Origin of the sequence: Radiobacillus sp. PE A8.2, from assembly GCF_045635475.1 — a bacterium.
Taxonomy (GTDB): domain Bacteria; phylum Bacillota; class Bacilli; order Bacillales; family Amphibacillaceae; genus JBJGXI01.
In genome coordinates this window covers 16,994-31,973 of the sequence record NZ_JBJGXI010000055.1, presented here as the reverse complement: position 1 = coordinate 31,973, position 14,980 = coordinate 16,994, and the positions used below count along the sequence as shown (strand labels likewise).

Below are 14,980 nucleotides of genomic sequence, written 5' to 3'. Positions count from 1 at the left end.
GGAGGCTATTGTATGAAAAAAGTGGATGCACAGGCTGCGAAGGTATTAGAAGATATTGTTCGGGATAAAGATCAGTCCTTTGAATTAAACGGACGAAAGTATAAAATTGTGGCTATTGATAACAAAGAAGAAGCTGAAACTGCAGTAGCTGAAGATGTTGAAAGAGACCCGGAGTTAAAGCGAAAATTATTACAAGCTAAAAAGAATATAGAAGAAGGTAAATATTATACTTCAGAAGAAATGCGAGAAATGATACGAAGCGGTCAAGTGCAATGAAATAAATAGAATCAAAGCGCAGCTCTAGCACCGGAACACCGATGCTAGAGCTACGCTTTTAATCCTTCCCCAAAGCAAATCCTTCAAATAACCGTCCACCATACGGCTTTAATACACCATCAATCAGCTCGATAATTTTGTCCTTATTTCCGGTTTTATAAAAAGAATCAAATGCTTCTACAAATTGGTCTGTAAATGCTTGATCATACTGCTGTAAAGCCCGTACAACCCATTTGGAAGCACCAATCCACTGTTGGTTTGTTCGTAACACAAATTCACTAACATCCATAGCTAAAGCATTTGCGATAAATAGTGCTTCTGCGCGATTCGTACATCCTATTAGATCATCCAGTGCATCTGTTATAAAGTATCGCTTCATGTCGATCGTTTTCAATGACCAAGCTTCTGGACCTTTGTCTAGCAATTGTTTCGCTTCTAGTTTGATGGATGCGAGGACTCCTTTGTCTTTCAGAATCACCCCTTCAGCAACCATTCGTGGCATCGACGGTCTGGCTCGTTGATAATCACTTTGGAAAAACGTTTTATACGAAATTAAGTTGTGAGCAAACACTTCTATATACCAGCCGAAATCAATCAAGGATTCCCGATAGGATGTAGGAAGTTTTTTATCAAAGACGACGATATCAAGGTCAGATGTTTTGGTATGTTGACCTCTAACGACACTTCCTGCTAGTAATGCGCCATCACAGTCCGGGAAATGTTTGTTTATAAATAGCTTTGCGGCTTCAATTGGTTCTAGTTTATCGTTCATTTTGAGAGGGTCTCCTTACTTTTTCACTATAGCTTATCATATTAAAACAGTATTTTTACAAAAAAATCGGATGACAATAAAGGGTAGCGGAAACAATAAGCCTTAGTGAATATCGAAAGGAGTTATGGTATGGAATACGTATCTCGAGATGAACTAAGACAGCAATTTACGGACACGCTTGGTGAACTGATGGACCGCTACCATTTAGATGATGCTGGTGTTTTTGAAGAAGAAGGGCCAGAAGAAAGGTTCTATATGGGCTATACGATTCGCAAAAGTGGTCATGTGTATATGATCCATTTGCCTTATGTGAAAAATGAAGCTGAGCAGTTGGCTGTGGAAAAAGAAGAATGGACGATTGAAAAAGATGACGGAGAAGAAATTGATGGCATAGCCACATTGGATGAGGTATTTAATAAAATTCATTAACAGAAAGCACCTTCTAGTGAGGTGCTTTTATTATTGCATAAGGAGTTATAAAATATACTAAATGTGGATAACATTAAGCATTAGCCACGGCCAGCTCCGAGCACCAGCGACTAGCGAGACTTCCTTCACCTCATGACACGATAAGTCAACATCGGTTCAGGTTTTAAGGAAGGTCGACTAAAAGCGGACTTGTCGTCCAACGTCGACATACCCCTTATGCAGCGGCATGTTTCCTTTATCTCCTCGAAAATATAGAACAATTTTCTTCGTGCGAGGTAAAGCTTCGAAGCCTACTCTGGTCCTACGGTTCAGTCCAAATGTTTTCGGTGGGGCGAGTAATCGCAGTCCCAGTCCGTACGTCACTAACCGGTGCTCTGCGCTTTTGTTAAGTGATTTCTTTCTTAAAAACGATACCTCGTTTTTCGTACTTCATATGTTTCTCCCAAAAATGATGTGCCGCTGTTCTAGACATACCAGAATATAAAACAATCTTCTTGCAGTTTTCTGTTTGTGCAAAATCTTCAAGGTATGCTGCCAAATGTTTGCCGTATCCTTTTGAGCGAGCATGCTTCGAGGTTACAACATCATGACCCAAAGGTGTCTGCCATTGAAAAAATCAGTTCGGATCGAGGCGCCTGCAAGTGCCACCATGTTTTCTTCGTATGTGAGCCCAAATAGTCGATATCCTTCCTTACGCATTTCCGTTAAAAGTGTTAAATATTCTTGTTCACTTATATGATCTACAAGCTCTGACATAAGCGGATATGCTTGTTTGTAATCCGTGGTACTAGTTAATTCTGATATGGTCATGTGTGACATTTCCCCCTCTAATTCATAAAACTTTCTAATGGTGTCAGCTAATTGGGTGATACTAATCGTAAATCCAATATCTTAGGAGTGATCTTATGGAATGGAACGGTAACATTATTTCCGGTGCGTTTGATGATGCGAACAATGAATTTAGCATAAAGTCAATCAAACATTTTTCTACCGAATCAACATTAAATCCGAACCAATTAAATCAATTATACACATATTTAGACAAGCATAAAGACGAATCAGATGGACAAATTGTTACTTTATATGACCAATTACTTGTAAGGCTTAGTCAGGATGAAATCAAGCAATTAATCGACGATCTGAACCATGTAAAGGATTTGTATCAATAATCGTGTGCCGCCCTCCATACTAGTGTATACTCCAAAAAGTAAATGGAAAATGGAACGAATCTATCTCCTGGTCAGTCTAGTAGGGGAGAGGAGGGCAATATGTATACAAAATCTGATGTAAAGAAATCAATCAAAGGCAACAAACAAGCCTTTGAGAAAATAATAGCTTATGAAAAAACGAAGATATACCGGATCGCTTATGTGTATGTGAAAAATGAACAAAATGCTATCGAAATTGTGCAACAGACCGTCTATAAAGCATTCATCTCGATCGAAAAATTAAAGAACCCAGAACAGTTCTCGGCGTGGTTGAAACGAATTACGATTAATAGTGCGATTGATTTTCTTCGACAACAAAAAAAGGTCGTGCCGATTATAAGTGAGGTTCTTGAAACACTCCCCGAAAAGGAAATAAACGTAGACGATCAACTGGATCTATTTGAATTAATTGACCAACTTGATGAAAATCAAAAAACGCTAATCATCTTGAAGTTTTATGATGATTACTCAAATCGCGAAATTGCTGAAATTATGGGTATTCCAGAAGGAACCGTGAAGTCCAGGCTGCATCGCACGCTACATATTTTACGGTCAAAAATGGAAGGAGACTGTGTCAATGAATGAGAGGTTTAAGGAAAAAGTAGATAATATTGTGATTCCAGAACAAAAACTTGATATTGCAGTAACAGAAGCAATCTATCAAGCTAATAAACATAAACATAAACAAAAACAAAAACCAAGAAAAAAGTACCGTTGGGTAAGTGGTTTAGTCGTAGCAGCTATAATCTTTTTTGGGATAATTGGTTCAACGTTCGTGTCGCCCGTAATGGCAAACATGTTATCGAATGTTCCTTTACTTGGATCGGTCTTATCTCATTATGATATTGGCTTGCAACAAGCGTATGAAAACAATCTCGTTCAGCCAATTGGTGACTCGGCTGTAGATCGCAATGTAGAAGTAACCGTAACAGATGTTTATTACGATAGTGCTAGACTAGTAATTGGATACGCTGTTCCGCTAGATGAAGAGAATCAGGCTTTAGCTGAACAAAGTGAGCCGGAGTATGAACTACAAATAGACGGAAAACACCTTATGGAAGCAGGAGGGAATTGGCATCGTGAAGGTGACGTGATGGTCGGTAAAATCGAAACAACTGTAGACTTACCAGATGAATTCGATATCTCACTAACTTTTTCTGAAATGTTGAACAAACAGGGGAATTGGCAATTTAAATTTCCAGTCGTGAAGGAACAGTCAATTTTGGTTTACGATATTAACAAACAAATCACGACGTCAGATTATCAGTTTAACGTTGATAGTATTCGTTTGACGCCTGCTGGTGCAAGTTTTCAAATGGAATTGGAAACACCACTGCACAAGGATAACGATGGTTTTTCAGATTTTTCTTATAAGATAACTAGTGACAGTGGTAATCAATTACAACTAATTGATTATGAAACGAAAATTATTCCACTCGTGAATTTTGATAAACAAGTAGTAAAAATAGATGCCTTATATGAGCCATTAAAAGATACTAAAACAGTAACGATCGTTCCTGTATATGAGGATGGAAATACAGCGACAGCACTAGACGATTTGGCTGTTGAAGTTAATTTAAGTGAGTTTCATGCTGCTACAGAGGAAAGCGCACCGGAACGCTTTGGACTGGTTGAAAAACAACTTGATAAACAGACATTTTTTAGAGAATTTATGATTGATGAAATTAGCACTAAATTAGACATTGAGTTAGGAGAATATTACAAAGCTGAGCTAACCGTTTTGGACACAACGTTCGCTTATGAATTTCAAAAGCGTAACAAAATCACCACATCAAATGTCGTTAAACCGCTCGCATTGATTGAAGAAACAAATGATTTTAAACAGAACTCTGAGAATCATGCGTTTGTTTTATACAAAAAAGAAAATGGCGTCAACTATGTGTTGGAGGTTGCTCGAGTTGGAGAAACATGGGAAGAGGTTGATTCTTTTCAGATGCAAGGGAAAACGATTGATGATTTAGAGAAGTTATATAAAGAAGCTTATTAGAGGTGTAAGTATAAACAGAAGGCTGCCTGAGGTAGCTTTCTGTTTTACGTTTGTTGTATTTCTGATGAAAGAAAACATACAAGTGAAAGAATAGATATGTGATATCATGATATAATGATTACAAAAGGGGGGAAGCAAGATGGCTGAAGGATATTTGCGAGAGTATATCTTGAATGAGTTAAAGCAAATAGTGAATGATACGTTAATTGAAGATGGAATTAAAGTGTACTTATTTGGTTCATGGGCTCGAAATGAGGAAAAACATAGCTCTGATATTGATATCGCTATTGAAGCTAAACAATCTGTTTCCCCGACAAATTGGACGGAACTAATCGATAAAGTAGAAGAGTCTACGATTCCTTATAAAGTTGACATTGTAGATTTAAATGGTGCAAGTAATGAATTAGTGAAAAAAGTAAAAACGGAGGGGATATTATGGAGCGACTCCACCAAAGACTAGCATCGGCTCGAAAGGCGCTAGTTTCCTTTCACCAACTTATCATATTGGAAGAAGTTAATGACATTGAACGTGACGCATCGATACAGCGATTTGAATTTACATTTGAGGCGTGCTGGAAAGCTGCAAAACAATATTTGTATGATGTAGAAGGATTGGATGTAGCTTCTCCAAAGGCTGTTATTCGAAGCTTAAGAGAGACAAACATCCTAACTGATGAAGAAGCAATAGTTGGACTGAACATGGTCAATGATCGCAATTTGACCGTGCACACATATAACGAGGAAGTGGCAATCAAGATTTATGCTAATCTAAACAAATATTATCATTCGTTATTTTCTATAATAAATAGAATCGGTGATAACATATAGTTGTTTTACCCGTTCAAAGTGCAAAAAGGCGGGCAAATAGCTCACCTTTTTGAGTATCATACATATCTAAGAAATGTATGTATTTATTCACTGAGGGGAGAAAAGAGAATATGTTCTATCACTTTAAAGAATTGCAGTACCATGCTAAGCTTGAGAGACCAGATCCGATCTTTGCTAAAAAACTTCAAGAAATCTTTGGTGGTCAATTTGGCGAAATTTCTGTCGCGATGCAATACTTGTTTCAGGGTTTTAACACACGTGGAAATGGAAAATATAAGGATTTGTTAATGGATACAGGTGCAGAGGAATTAGCACATATTGAAATGCTAGCAACGATGATCGCAAGACTTCTAGACGATGCGCCAGAGGTGGATTTAGATGAGGCAGTCAACAACCCAGTGGTGGCGGCTATATTAGGTGGTACGAATCCACAGCACGCAATCGTTTCAGGGCTTGGTGCGATGCCGGTGGATAGTGTAGGCAATCGTTGGACTGCTAGTTATATTGGAGCAAGTGGTAACCTTTTAGCTGATTTTCGTGCTAACTTAAATGCAGAATCACAAGGGCGCTTGCAGGCGGTACGTCTTTATGAAGAAGCGGATGACCGTGGCGTCAAGGATATGCTATCATGGTTAATTGCACGTGACACAATGCACCAAAACCAGTGGATTGCAGCAATTAAAGAGCTAGAAGCAAAAGAAAATGTTGTCGTGCCAAGCACATTCCCTCGTGAATTAGAAAAACAAGAAGTGTCCTACACATTGTTTAACTTATCCGCAGGAAATGAAAGTGCAAAGGGACGGTGGGCTTATGGTCCAAGCATGGACGGCTTAGGCGTGTTTAATTATGTCGAGTATCCACAACCATTCGGAGGTAAACCAAAGTTAAAACCAGCACCAGCTTACATTCATGACACACCGTTATCTGTACTACAAGATACTACCGTTCACGCTAAACCGCATATGAAATAATCTTAAAAAAGAGCGTCATCAACTTTGTAGGTTGAGACGCTTTGTTATTATATATTAATGATCAGGTCAGAGATCAACGATCATTAAGGAAAAAGGCAAACAAAAATCCCTTGCATTTAGCAAAGGATCGAGTAAAAAATAAACAGTATAGTAAGAGTGTACTATAATCCTAGATTTTCAATTTGATTCATAAGCCCTGTCACGTCTTCGATGATTTGGAATAACTCCGATTCCTTAAGTTTTTCTAGAGCAAGTTCCCCGTTAGTGAGTGCTTTATTAATCTCTTCTAAAATCACTTCATTTTTATTCACGATCTGTTGATTGATATCCTCGGCAATTGCTGGTGCATCTAATCCGTTGAATTGTTCTATTTCGTCTTTTATTGTTTTTAACTCATTTGTTAACTCTTCTTTAACGGCTGAATCTGATGCAGCATCTTGAATCATCTGCGGAGCATCTTCGGCAAACTGGGTAACTGTATTAATATAATCGCTTGTCTCATTGACATAATTTAGCGAGTCATTTACTTCTTCAAATAGCGAACAACCACTTAACAAGATGGAACTGATCATTAATACAAGAAATATAATTTTCTTCATGAACGAAAATCCCTCCTAAAAGCTAAAATCTAACAGATCTATTATATCATTCTATGTGGAGTTTAAGTTAGGTTTTCTTTTGGATTTGTAAGTAGATGGAGGAGAGGTATAGCAGGATTGGTGTTGGTTTGCCGGACACTAGGGCTCACTCTTATTTACCTGTAATCAATATATTAGCGTTAATAAGGTCACAGGTGGTCGTATAAATCTGGATTAAATCGTTTTGTCACAGATAGAGGCAATTGTGAACGATTAGAAGATTGTACAACCAACAAAGTCTGAACACTAATTATAAAGTAATTGTAATACAAAAAAACGTAGCATTTCAGGCTACGTTTTTTTAAAAAAATGATGGAGCATAGCGGGATCGAACCGCTGACCTCTTGTCTGCCAGACAAGCGCTCTCCCAGCTGAGCTAATGCCCCGAAAAGTGATAGAAAAATTATAGCATATAGAAGAAAATCTGCACAAGTATTTCTTCTATATGCTAATTTTTATAAATAAAAAGCCAGCTCTTCTTCAATGGCTTCTCTGATCTTATTTAAACATTCCTCTGGCGTCTTTCCGCTAATCCGTTTGCCGTTTACCATTGCGTACGGCTTCAGTCGACACATCCCGCAGAAGCTCAAGCAGTCGCTTGATAACACGGAAACCTCAGGGTATTCGGATTCCAAAATCCCTTCGACATCGATCGTACTCATGAAATTGGCATCACATATGTCAACTACTACAATTCCTATTACAATCACCTTCTTATATAAGGTAAAGCCTAGGACTAAAATAATCAGCCCATCACACAAACTATAATGAAGTCACGAATTTGTCAACTTTTTAATATATACATAGCAAATACAAAAGTTTGTTATTTACTTCACAAACTATGTGAATTAAAATAAAAGTAAGGTAGGTGTTGGAGATGGAACAACAGCTTTCAACTCGTCAATCGATTCTTGAATTACTTAAGAAGAATAGAAGCTTCTCGGTTAGTGAATTGCGTACACACCTAGATATTACAGAAATGGCGATTAGAAAACATTTATTCAAGCTTGAGGGTGAACGATTAATCAATTCCCGGACCGTTAGACAACCAATGGGCCGTCCGGTTATATATTATTCGTTATCTCCAACTGGGGAGAAGTTATTCCCTGCTAATTATGGCACAATTATGGTAGATTTCTTATCGGACATTGAAGAAATGAACGGTCAAGAAGCAATTGACACTTTGTTTAAAAACAGACAAAAACGACTAGAAAAGCAATATGGCAGACGTATCGACTTTGACTCGGGTCTTGAAGAAAAGGTCAATGAACTCGTACACTTGCAAAATGAAAGTGGATATATGGCCGAATACAGTGTTAGAAATCAAGAGGAAATTGAATTTTCGCAGTACAATTGCCCAATTGCTTCTATTTCGAAAAAGTATAATCAGCCTTGTGATTGTGAAATGTCTCTCTTAAAGAAAGTACTAGATACAGATAATGTAGAACGATTATCCTGTTTAACCGAAGGAGACAATTGCTGCAAATATGTAGTAAAACAAGAGCAAGGTGAGGCTCAAGAAAGTCATTCTTAAAAAGAGTGGCTTTTTTTAGTGTGTTAATTTCATAATTTAGCTAAACTCCTTCGTAACGTAGTGCTTGTGATTTCCGCTCCAGGCAGTCGCTTTTCGCTAGTTTAAAGTGTTTTTCTTTAAACAGGCACGGCTTCAGCTAACTCAGAAGCAAATGTTTTCGGTGGGACGAGTAATCGCAGTCCCAAAGTGCGCTTCTGAGTGGATCTTCAGCTCGCGCTTTTCCCGCTGGAGTCGACTGCCTGGAGCTCCAATCACCCGACGTAAAGATCAATCCCGTTAGCAGCGGAGGAAATGCACTTCGACTCCTCGAAAATACAACCCAATTTTCTTCGTGCGATGTATTGCTGACGTAGCTTTCCTTGTCCTGCGGGAATAGTGGTGGCCTAAGTGAGATCCCGCAGCGCGTAGCGCGAGGAGGCTCACTAGCCCCCCCCCGCGGAAAGCGAAGTGTATTTCCGGAGCGGGCTAGCACTCTCAAACTACGACGGATATTATTTCAAATACACCATAACAACAACCTCTTAGAAAAAAACAAAACAAAAAGGCTGATCATAAAGATGCAGCCTTTTTGCAGTTGATTGTCCACTATTCCGAAAAAGGGGAGGAATCAGTTTTTACACATTTTTGAGGACAATCTATTTATACACAGTAATATCCACAAATTAAATCTTTTATACACACGATTTTAATAAGTTATCCCCGTTATCCACTTAATTCAGGGGTTTTATCCACACACAAGTTGTGCACATGTAAGATGTTGTTCTATCAGCTTTTATGTAAGCTGTGCACATTGTGCACAAGCATGTGGATAACTTAAACTTTATAGAATGTGTACAACTTATGGTTTCTTTTTCGTTGATTGGTACATCCGATCTGCTGCTCTAAATTCTTTTTGGTATAGCACTTCTTGTGTTTTCGATAGTGTATTTTTGTTTCTTTCATGTACGCCTTTTGATTTACCCATAAGATAACCTCACTTTCTTAGGAAATCGAGTAACTGCCTGTCGGGGCTAATTTACTCCATTTTTTCGATAGTTGTTACTAGACAAATCTGTATGTTACTACTATCGTTTCCAAGTTATGTGAGGTTTATACTGCTGCTTCATCTTCATTTACTTGTTCTAGGTGAGAAGCGTACTGTTCTTTTCGGATGACAAACAATTCGTAGGTTGGATCATCCAAAGAATCAAGATTGATTTTATTGTACACTTCAGGAAATAAAATGTTACCGAGTGACACGAAAGATAGCTTTAAAATTGCTTTTAGAGAACGTACATTGGTTTTTCTTATTTTTATAAAAATGGCGTCAATATTTTGCATGAAGAATAATTCATTGAAGAAGGCGTCTTTTGCAAGCTTGTTATAGCCTTTTCCGAAATAGGGCTGACCGATCCATGTTGCAAGAAAGCCTTTGTTATCTTCAATATCGAATAAATTGATTGTGCCGATTGGTTGATTATATTCATCAACAATCGTACGAGAAATTAATTCGCCATTTTCTTCTGCTTCCATTGTTTGTTTTGTTAAAAAGTAAAATTCATCAGAAGAATAGGCCTTGTGACGGACATAAGGAAATACTTCTGGATGACTCATCAATTCGAATAATGCTGGTGCATCGTGCAATTCACGTTTTTTCAGCATAAAAAAACCTCCTGGCTTGGAGGGTGAAAAAACACTAAGGAATCTTAGTGAGTTCTATTACACCCTCGAATTTTTATTAAAGACCAACAAAAATTCGGGGTGGGAATCGAACCCACTAGGACCAGTCTACACTGGTGGCGCACCATTTGCCTTCCCTAACCGTATCTATCATTCGTTCTATAACCATGCGTTACTAATCAACACCGCCTAGTAGTACCTGAGCGATAAAATACTTTGGTTGCGTCAATCATATCTTACACAATAAATTCAAAAAATGAAATAAAAATTTTAACCAAATTTACGACAATTTTTCCCAACCATTATTCAGCGTAAATTGCTTGTAGCGCCTGCTCTATTTTCGGGTATTTAAAGGAGTATCCGCTATCAGTGGCGACCTCCGGATAAACGGCCTGACCATCCAATATCAGTGTACTCATTTCACCAAGAAATGTGCGTATCGCAAAAGCTGGTGCAGGCAACCAATAGGGCCGGTTTAATACTTCTGCCAATGTTTTGCTGAATTGTTTGTTTTGAACTGGATGAGGTGCTGTTGCATTTAAAGGTCCTTGTATCGTTTGATCGTGAATTGCATGGATAATCAGGCCAACAACATCATCGATATGTATCCATGACATCCATTGATCACCAGAACCAACCTTACCACCGATCATTAATTTGAAAGGGAGGGTCATTAACGGTAATGCTCCATCGTTGCCAAGTATGACGCCAAAACGGGTGAGTACAGTTCGGATTCCTTCGCGTTCCGCTTTTCGTGCGGTTTGCTCCCACTGTGTAGTAACTGTTGCAAGAAAATCGTTAGCTGGTACCGTTGTTTTTTCAGTAAATGCTGCTGTTTTCGATGTACCATAAAAGCCGACTGCTGATGCATTGATCAATACGGAAGGTTTTTTATCCATACTATTTATTAAAGTTAGAACGTTCTCGGTAGCGGAAATCCGGCTATCGATAATCCGTTGCTTTTTCGTTTTTGTCCAATAACCAAACAAAGAATCGCCGGCAAGATTGACGATTGCATCAAGCTCTGGTAATTGTGCAACAGGTTGATCATTGTCTCTTAGCCATCCGATGAAAAGAATAGAAGATGTGTTTGTATACTTTTCTGGTGAACGCGTTAAGATGTAAACGTGGTGCCCTTGTTTTACTAATTGCTTTGTCAGCTGTTGCCCAACAAAACCTGTCCCACCAGTAATCGCAATATTCAAAATCGATCTCCTCCTTTTCTCTTATTGTGCGTACATCAAATTGATTTTGCAAGATAATTTTTGTGAAAAAACGAATCTTATGTATCAAGGCAACCGGGCAAGTCCAATTCATGATAAAATAAAAGGGAGAGGTGAGAATAAAATTGGAAATTATATCTCGGATCACCACACAAAAGAAACATAAGCATCGTTATAATATCTTTTTGAAACAAGGTGAAGATGAAGCCTATGGATTTAGTGTCGATGAGGATATATTAATCAAATTCCATCTTCATAAAGGCATGGAGCTTGACGACCAGACCAAACAAACCTTGATTCAAAAAGATGCGCTACATAAAACATATACCCTAGCATTACACTTTTTAAGCTTCCGAATGCGTTCAAAAAAAGAAATAGCGGAATATTTATCGAAAAAAGAGGTAGACATAGAGGAGATTAACGTTGTTGTGCAGCGATTAGAAGATGAAGGACTATTAGACGACCGAGAATTTGCGATTGCATTCGTCAGGACGAGGATGAATACGACGAGTAAGGGCCCGATGCTAATTAAAAGAGAGCTAATGGAAAAAGGTGTTAGAGCTGATATAGCTGATGAAGCATTAACACACTATCCGTTTGAATTACAGGTTGAAAAAGCGTCAAAATTGGTAGATAAAAAGTTGACAGCTAGCAGAAACAAATCGTTTCAGCAACAAATCATTGCCCTTAAACAAAATCTCATGCAAAAAGGCTTTTCAGGCAATGTATTAGAAATAGTAATGGAAGATGTACAGGAGCAAAAAGACGAAGATGCAGAATGGGATGCAATCGTTCTGCAAGGGGAAAAAATCGTACGCAAATTCGCAAAAAAAGCGTCTGGAAGCGAGCTCAAATATAAGGTGAAGGGAAGCTTGTATCAGAAAGGCTTTAAGATGGACGAAATTGAGCGATTTTTAGAAACAATTGATCAAGAATAGAATTTTAAAAAAGCTCCATTCAAGAGATATGTTTATCCCTGAATGGAGCTTTTGAAATTACCATCGATAAGCACCTTCACATGTATCAGCTACTGGCTCATAATAACAATGTTGTTTATATTGTCCGGTTAATGGTTGACCGTACCATGTAGGAGGGCATTCAGCGTATGGATTAAAATACCATAGCGCATACTTAGAAGGATGTTCTCGCCAGTAATTTAGAACTTGCTTGGCTAATTTCTTTTCTACACCTCTTGCTCGGTTGTAAAAAACATTCCCCTTTTGTACTGCTTCGAAAGAATAGTTACCGCCTTGTACTTGGTAAATCACGTCTCGTATTGACCTTAAGTCTTTAAAATCTAAACAATTCGCTTTTAATCGGTTCACGATGACATTTCCAACCATAAGCATCCCTTGGCGTCCTTCACCCTCGGCTTCTGCACGCATCATCCTGGCTATTAAATCAACGTCACTATCGGTATAGGCTACTCGTGTCACTTTTCATCACCTCTAAAAGAAGTGTATGAATAAAATCTACAAAAATGTGGGCTTTGGAAAATTTTTATACGAATTGGCATGGACTAATTTTGACAAGTCGGCAACAATATATAGACTTTTCAAGTCCATGCGCAATACATAAACGAAAATTTTATGATACCAAAACTCACATCAGCCCTTTTGCTTTTAAATCAGCAATCGCTTCATGCACATTCCCAACGACTTTGTTTGCCTTTTTCTGAACATCTGGGTGGGCATCTGCCATTGCATAGCTGTTTGGTGTCATTTCTAACATTGGCACATCATTAAAAGAATCACCAATAACAGCAATTTCATCTGTGTTCAGCCCGAGTTGGACGATCAGACGTTGTACCCCAAGCGCCTTACTAATTCCTTTTGGAACAAAATCAACACAATGTTTGTCGGATAAATAGCACTCTGCTTCCGTCTTGAATTGAGTAGCTAATTGATCCATAATCGCGACTATTTCTTCTGTGTCACCGTGAATCGAAAACTTCGAAGCGCTAAAATTTTCTCGGTAGCTGCTTGCTAAAGAAGTGTCCTCTAATAGTGGAAAATAAAGCAGATGCTCAATTTCTTTCATCTGTTCTGTTTTCTTTGGAACATAGACTTCATCTGCAGTTGTAACAGAATAATAAGAGGAATGGGTACTAATCGCTTTGTGGATTCGTCTACCAAGATCAAAATCAAATGTCTCACCATGTATTTGTTTGCCATTTGTATCATAAACAAATCCGCCGTTTTGACTGATACGGTGACCGTCAACTTGTATTTCCTTTAGTACTTCGACAATATCACGGTCCATTCTTCCTGTTGCAATTGCAAAGCTAATGCCTTGCTTCTTTAATTGCTGTACTGCTTCAGCATCTTTTGGATTTATTTGAGTTCCAGTTTCTAAAAATGTACCATCAAGATCAGTAACGAATAATTTCAGCATGTATGTAAACTCCTTTGTGATCTCCTTTGTAATCTGCATATGTTTCAAATTATACAATCATAATAGCTTGAATTCCAAACGATTCAACACGAGTTATTTTGTTTCTGTAACAAGGATTGGTAAAATAAACGTATTACATAGTCGGAGGTAGCTAATGGAAAAAAGATATAGTGAATATACAGTCGAAGAGTTACGTGAAGAAGTAGCTAAATTTAAAGAGAAAGCACAAAAGGCAGAACAAATGGGAAATATCAATGAAGTTGCCGTCTACCAGAGAAAAGTGCAAATGGCAATTGCTTATACGATGAATCCAGAAGAATTCAAAAAAGGCGAAACATATGAGATTGAAGGCGACCCAGGTCAAACTTTTATCATTCGCTATATTAACGGGGTATTTGCATGGGGAAATCGTGTTAACCTGCTCGGGCAAAAGTATGAGGATACAGAAGCAATACCGATTTCTATATTAGGAAAGAAGGTACAGCCATAAGAGCTGTACCTTCTTTATAATTCCGAGCGCCAGAAACTACACGACTTCACGAATCGCCCTACGATAAGTCATCATTGATACATGTTTTATGGAAGGTCGACTAAGAGCGGACTTGTCGTCCAACGTCGACATACCCCCTTTGCGGGGGCATGATTCCTTTATCTCAGTCGATTCGCTCCAGTCGTTACGTTTCTAACGGCGCTCTGCGCTTTTCGTGTCTAGCTCCGAGCGCCAGCGACTAGCGAGACTTCCCTCACCTCCGTACGATAAGTCAACATCGGTTCACTTCGTTCACCGTGTTTCCTTTATCTCCTGCGGTTCAGTCCAGTCCGTACGTCGCTAACCGGCGCTCTGCGCTTTTCGTGTGTCTAGCTCCGAGCGCCAGAAACTACACGACTTCACGAATCGCCCTACGATAAGTCATCATCGATTCATGTTTTATGGAAGGTCGACTAAAAGCGGACTTGTCGTCCAACGTCGACATACCCCCTTTGCGGGGGCATGATTCCTTTATCTCAGTCGATTCGCTCCAGTCGTTACGTTTCTAACG

At 38.6% G+C, this 14,980-nt stretch carries 21 protein-coding genes and 1 tRNA gene; 11 read left to right on the top strand and 11 right to left on the bottom strand.

Annotated features, from left to right (window positions below):
• Nucleotides 1-276: hypothetical protein (locus ACI6MV_RS21460; RefSeq protein WP_407272375.1), on the top strand; the 276-nt coding region annotated here is incomplete at its 5' end.
• Nucleotides 277-334: 58 nt separating this feature from the next.
• Here the strand turns inward: ACI6MV_RS21460 and ACI6MV_RS21455 are convergent.
• Nucleotides 335-1,048 (bottom strand): nucleotidyltransferase domain-containing protein, encoded by a 714-nt coding sequence (locus tag ACI6MV_RS21455; RefSeq protein ID WP_407272374.1) that lies wholly within the window; start codon nt 1,046-1,048, stop codon nt 335-337.
• A 129-nt stretch (nt 1,049-1,177) separates the two neighbouring features.
• Here ACI6MV_RS21455 and ACI6MV_RS21450 point away from each other — a divergent pair, with 129 nt between their 5' ends.
• Complete coding sequence (locus ACI6MV_RS21450; RefSeq protein ID WP_407272373.1) at nt 1,178-1,477, top strand: DUF5634 family protein; 300 nt, start codon at nt 1,178-1,180, stop codon at nt 1,475-1,477.
• 385 nt (nt 1,478-1,862) lie between these two features.
• Here the strand turns inward: ACI6MV_RS21450 and ACI6MV_RS21445 are convergent, their stop codons facing one another.
• Complete coding sequence (locus ACI6MV_RS21445) at nt 1,863-2,015, bottom strand: GNAT family protein (RefSeq protein WP_407272372.1); 153 nt, start codon at nt 2,013-2,015, stop codon at nt 1,863-1,865.
• A gap of 38 nt (nt 2,016-2,053) precedes the next feature.
• Entirely contained in the window at nt 2,054-2,287 is a 234-nt protein-coding gene (locus tag ACI6MV_RS21440) for a hypothetical protein (protein WP_407272371.1), read from the bottom strand.
• 95 nt (nt 2,288-2,382) lie between these two features.
• Here ACI6MV_RS21440 and ACI6MV_RS21435 point away from each other — a divergent pair, with 95 nt between their 5' ends.
• The 6 genes from ACI6MV_RS21435 (at nt 2,383) to ACI6MV_RS21410 (ending at nt 6,492) form a co-directional block, all read left to right on the top strand.
• A complete protein-coding gene (locus tag ACI6MV_RS21435; RefSeq protein WP_407272370.1) occupies nt 2,383-2,646 on the top strand; it encodes a hypothetical protein in 264 nt (87 codons plus the stop codon).
• 99 nt (nt 2,647-2,745) lie between these two features.
• Nucleotides 2,746-3,270 carry a sigma-70 family RNA polymerase sigma factor gene (locus ACI6MV_RS21430; RefSeq protein ID WP_407272369.1) on the top strand — a complete coding sequence of 175 codons (525 nt, stop codon included), beginning with the start codon at nt 2,746-2,748 and terminating at the stop codon, nt 3,268-3,270.
• Nucleotides 3,263-4,693: a DUF4179 domain-containing protein gene (locus ACI6MV_RS21425; protein WP_407272368.1), complete on the top strand. Its 1,431-nt coding sequence runs from the start codon at nt 3,263-3,265 to the stop codon at nt 4,691-4,693. The genes ACI6MV_RS21430 and ACI6MV_RS21425 overlap by 8 nt, the downstream gene beginning before the upstream one ends.
• 139 nt (nt 4,694-4,832) lie before the next feature.
• A complete protein-coding gene (locus ACI6MV_RS21420; protein WP_407272367.1) occupies nt 4,833-5,153 on the top strand; it encodes a nucleotidyltransferase family protein in 321 nt (106 codons plus the stop codon).
• Entirely contained in the window at nt 5,129-5,521 is a 393-nt protein-coding gene (locus ACI6MV_RS21415; RefSeq protein ID WP_407272366.1) for an HI0074 family nucleotidyltransferase substrate-binding subunit, read from the top strand. Before ACI6MV_RS21420 ends, ACI6MV_RS21415 begins: the two co-directional genes overlap by 25 nt.
• Before the next feature lie 110 nt (nt 5,522-5,631).
• The gene (locus ACI6MV_RS21410; protein WP_407272365.1) at nt 5,632-6,492 is read left to right on the top strand and encodes a manganese catalase; all 861 of its coding nucleotides are present in this window, start codon (nt 5,632-5,634) and stop codon (nt 6,490-6,492) included.
• Between the two features lie 161 nt (nt 6,493-6,653).
• On the opposite strand, the gene ACI6MV_RS21405 is transcribed toward ACI6MV_RS21410, so the two are convergent.
• From ACI6MV_RS21405 to ACI6MV_RS21395, 3 genes are all read right to left on the bottom strand, one after another.
• On the bottom strand, nt 6,654-7,091 hold the full coding sequence (locus ACI6MV_RS21405) for a DUF6376 family protein (RefSeq protein ID WP_407272364.1): 438 nt from the start codon (nt 7,089-7,091) through the stop codon (nt 6,654-6,656).
• 352 nt (nt 7,092-7,443) lie between these two features.
• Nucleotides 7,444-7,516: transfer RNA gene (locus tag ACI6MV_RS21400), tRNA-Ala, on the bottom strand.
• Nucleotides 7,517-7,585: 69 nt separating this feature from the next.
• Nucleotides 7,586-7,831 (bottom strand): YuzB family protein, encoded by a 246-nt coding sequence (locus tag ACI6MV_RS21395; protein ID WP_407272376.1) that lies wholly within the window; start codon nt 7,829-7,831, stop codon nt 7,586-7,588.
• A 176-nt stretch (nt 7,832-8,007) separates the two neighbouring features.
• Here ACI6MV_RS21395 and ACI6MV_RS21390 point away from each other — a divergent pair, with 176 nt between their 5' ends.
• Nucleotides 8,008-8,664, top strand: coding sequence for a helix-turn-helix transcriptional regulator (locus tag ACI6MV_RS21390; protein WP_407272363.1), 657 nt, complete (start codon nt 8,008-8,010; stop codon nt 8,662-8,664).
• 838 nt (nt 8,665-9,502) lie between these two features.
• Here ACI6MV_RS21390 and ACI6MV_RS21385 read toward each other — a convergent pair.
• From ACI6MV_RS21385 to ACI6MV_RS21375, 3 genes are all read right to left on the bottom strand, one after another.
• Nucleotides 9,503-9,628, bottom strand: coding sequence for a YfhE family protein (locus tag ACI6MV_RS21385; RefSeq protein WP_407272362.1), 126 nt, complete (start codon nt 9,626-9,628; stop codon nt 9,503-9,505).
• A 125-nt stretch (nt 9,629-9,753) separates the two neighbouring features.
• A complete protein-coding gene (locus ACI6MV_RS21380) occupies nt 9,754-10,305 on the bottom strand; it encodes a GNAT family N-acetyltransferase (RefSeq protein ID WP_407272361.1) in 552 nt (183 codons plus the stop codon).
• Nucleotides 10,306-10,625: 320 nt separating this feature from the next.
• Nucleotides 10,626-11,528, bottom strand: coding sequence for a TIGR01777 family oxidoreductase (locus ACI6MV_RS21375; protein WP_407272360.1), 903 nt, complete (start codon nt 11,526-11,528; stop codon nt 10,626-10,628).
• Nucleotides 11,529-11,671: 143 nt separating this feature from the next.
• Between ACI6MV_RS21375 and recX the strand changes: the two genes are divergently transcribed.
• Nucleotides 11,672-12,484, top strand: coding sequence for a recombination regulator RecX (recX, locus tag ACI6MV_RS21370; protein WP_407272359.1), 813 nt, complete (start codon nt 11,672-11,674; stop codon nt 12,482-12,484).
• 57 nt (nt 12,485-12,541) lie between these two features.
• Here the strand turns inward: recX and ACI6MV_RS21365 are convergent, their stop codons facing one another.
• Together ACI6MV_RS21365 and ACI6MV_RS21360 are read right to left on the bottom strand one after the other, a co-directional pair.
• Complete coding sequence (locus ACI6MV_RS21365) at nt 12,542-12,982, bottom strand: cell wall hydrolase (protein ID WP_407272358.1); 441 nt, start codon at nt 12,980-12,982, stop codon at nt 12,542-12,544.
• A 166-nt stretch (nt 12,983-13,148) separates the two neighbouring features.
• Complete coding sequence (locus ACI6MV_RS21360) at nt 13,149-13,940, bottom strand: HAD family hydrolase (protein ID WP_407272357.1); 792 nt, start codon at nt 13,938-13,940, stop codon at nt 13,149-13,151.
• 154 nt (nt 13,941-14,094) lie between these two features.
• Here ACI6MV_RS21360 and ACI6MV_RS21355 point away from each other — a divergent pair, with 154 nt between their 5' ends.
• Nucleotides 14,095-14,430 (top strand): YfhH family protein, encoded by a 336-nt coding sequence (locus tag ACI6MV_RS21355; protein WP_407272356.1) that lies wholly within the window; start codon nt 14,095-14,097, stop codon nt 14,428-14,430.
• Nucleotides 14,431-14,980 lie beyond the last annotated feature (550 nt).

Excerpts from the sequence above, each read along its gene's own strand:
- ACI6MV_RS21385 (WP_407272362.1), bottom strand. The coding sequence starts at position 9,628 with ATGGGTAAATCAAAAGGCGTACATGAAAGAAACAAAAATACACTATCG.
- ACI6MV_RS21430 (WP_407272369.1), top strand. The coding sequence starts at position 2,746 with ATGTATACAAAATCTGATGTAAAGAAATCAATCAAAGGCAACAAACAA.
- ACI6MV_RS21425 (WP_407272368.1), top strand. The coding sequence starts at position 3,263 with ATGAATGAGAGGTTTAAGGAAAAAGTAGATAATATTGTGATTCCAGAA.
- ACI6MV_RS21380 (WP_407272361.1), bottom strand. The coding sequence starts at position 10,305 with ATGCTGAAAAAACGTGAATTGCACGATGCACCAGCATTATTCGAATTG.
- ACI6MV_RS21390 (WP_407272363.1), top strand. The coding sequence starts at position 8,008 with ATGGAACAACAGCTTTCAACTCGTCAATCGATTCTTGAATTACTTAAG.
- ACI6MV_RS21455 (WP_407272374.1), bottom strand. The coding sequence starts at position 1,048 with ATGAACGATAAACTAGAACCAATTGAAGCCGCAAAGCTATTTATAAAC.
- ACI6MV_RS21435 (WP_407272370.1), top strand. The coding sequence starts at position 2,383 with ATGGAATGGAACGGTAACATTATTTCCGGTGCGTTTGATGATGCGAAC.
- ACI6MV_RS21420 (WP_407272367.1), top strand. The coding sequence starts at position 4,833 with ATGGCTGAAGGATATTTGCGAGAGTATATCTTGAATGAGTTAAAGCAA.
- ACI6MV_RS21440 (WP_407272371.1), bottom strand. The coding sequence starts at position 2,287 with ATGACCATATCAGAATTAACTAGTACCACGGATTACAAACAAGCATAT.
- ACI6MV_RS21360 (WP_407272357.1), bottom strand. The coding sequence starts at position 13,940 with ATGCTGAAATTATTCGTTACTGATCTTGATGGTACATTTTTAGAAACT.
- ACI6MV_RS21450 (WP_407272373.1), top strand. The coding sequence starts at position 1,178 with ATGGAATACGTATCTCGAGATGAACTAAGACAGCAATTTACGGACACG.
- ACI6MV_RS21405 (WP_407272364.1), bottom strand. The coding sequence starts at position 7,091 with ATGAAGAAAATTATATTTCTTGTATTAATGATCAGTTCCATCTTGTTA.
- ACI6MV_RS21415 (WP_407272366.1), top strand. The coding sequence starts at position 5,129 with ATGGAGCGACTCCACCAAAGACTAGCATCGGCTCGAAAGGCGCTAGTT.
- ACI6MV_RS21410 (WP_407272365.1), top strand. The coding sequence starts at position 5,632 with ATGTTCTATCACTTTAAAGAATTGCAGTACCATGCTAAGCTTGAGAGA.
- ACI6MV_RS21355 (WP_407272356.1), top strand. The coding sequence starts at position 14,095 with ATGGAAAAAAGATATAGTGAATATACAGTCGAAGAGTTACGTGAAGAA.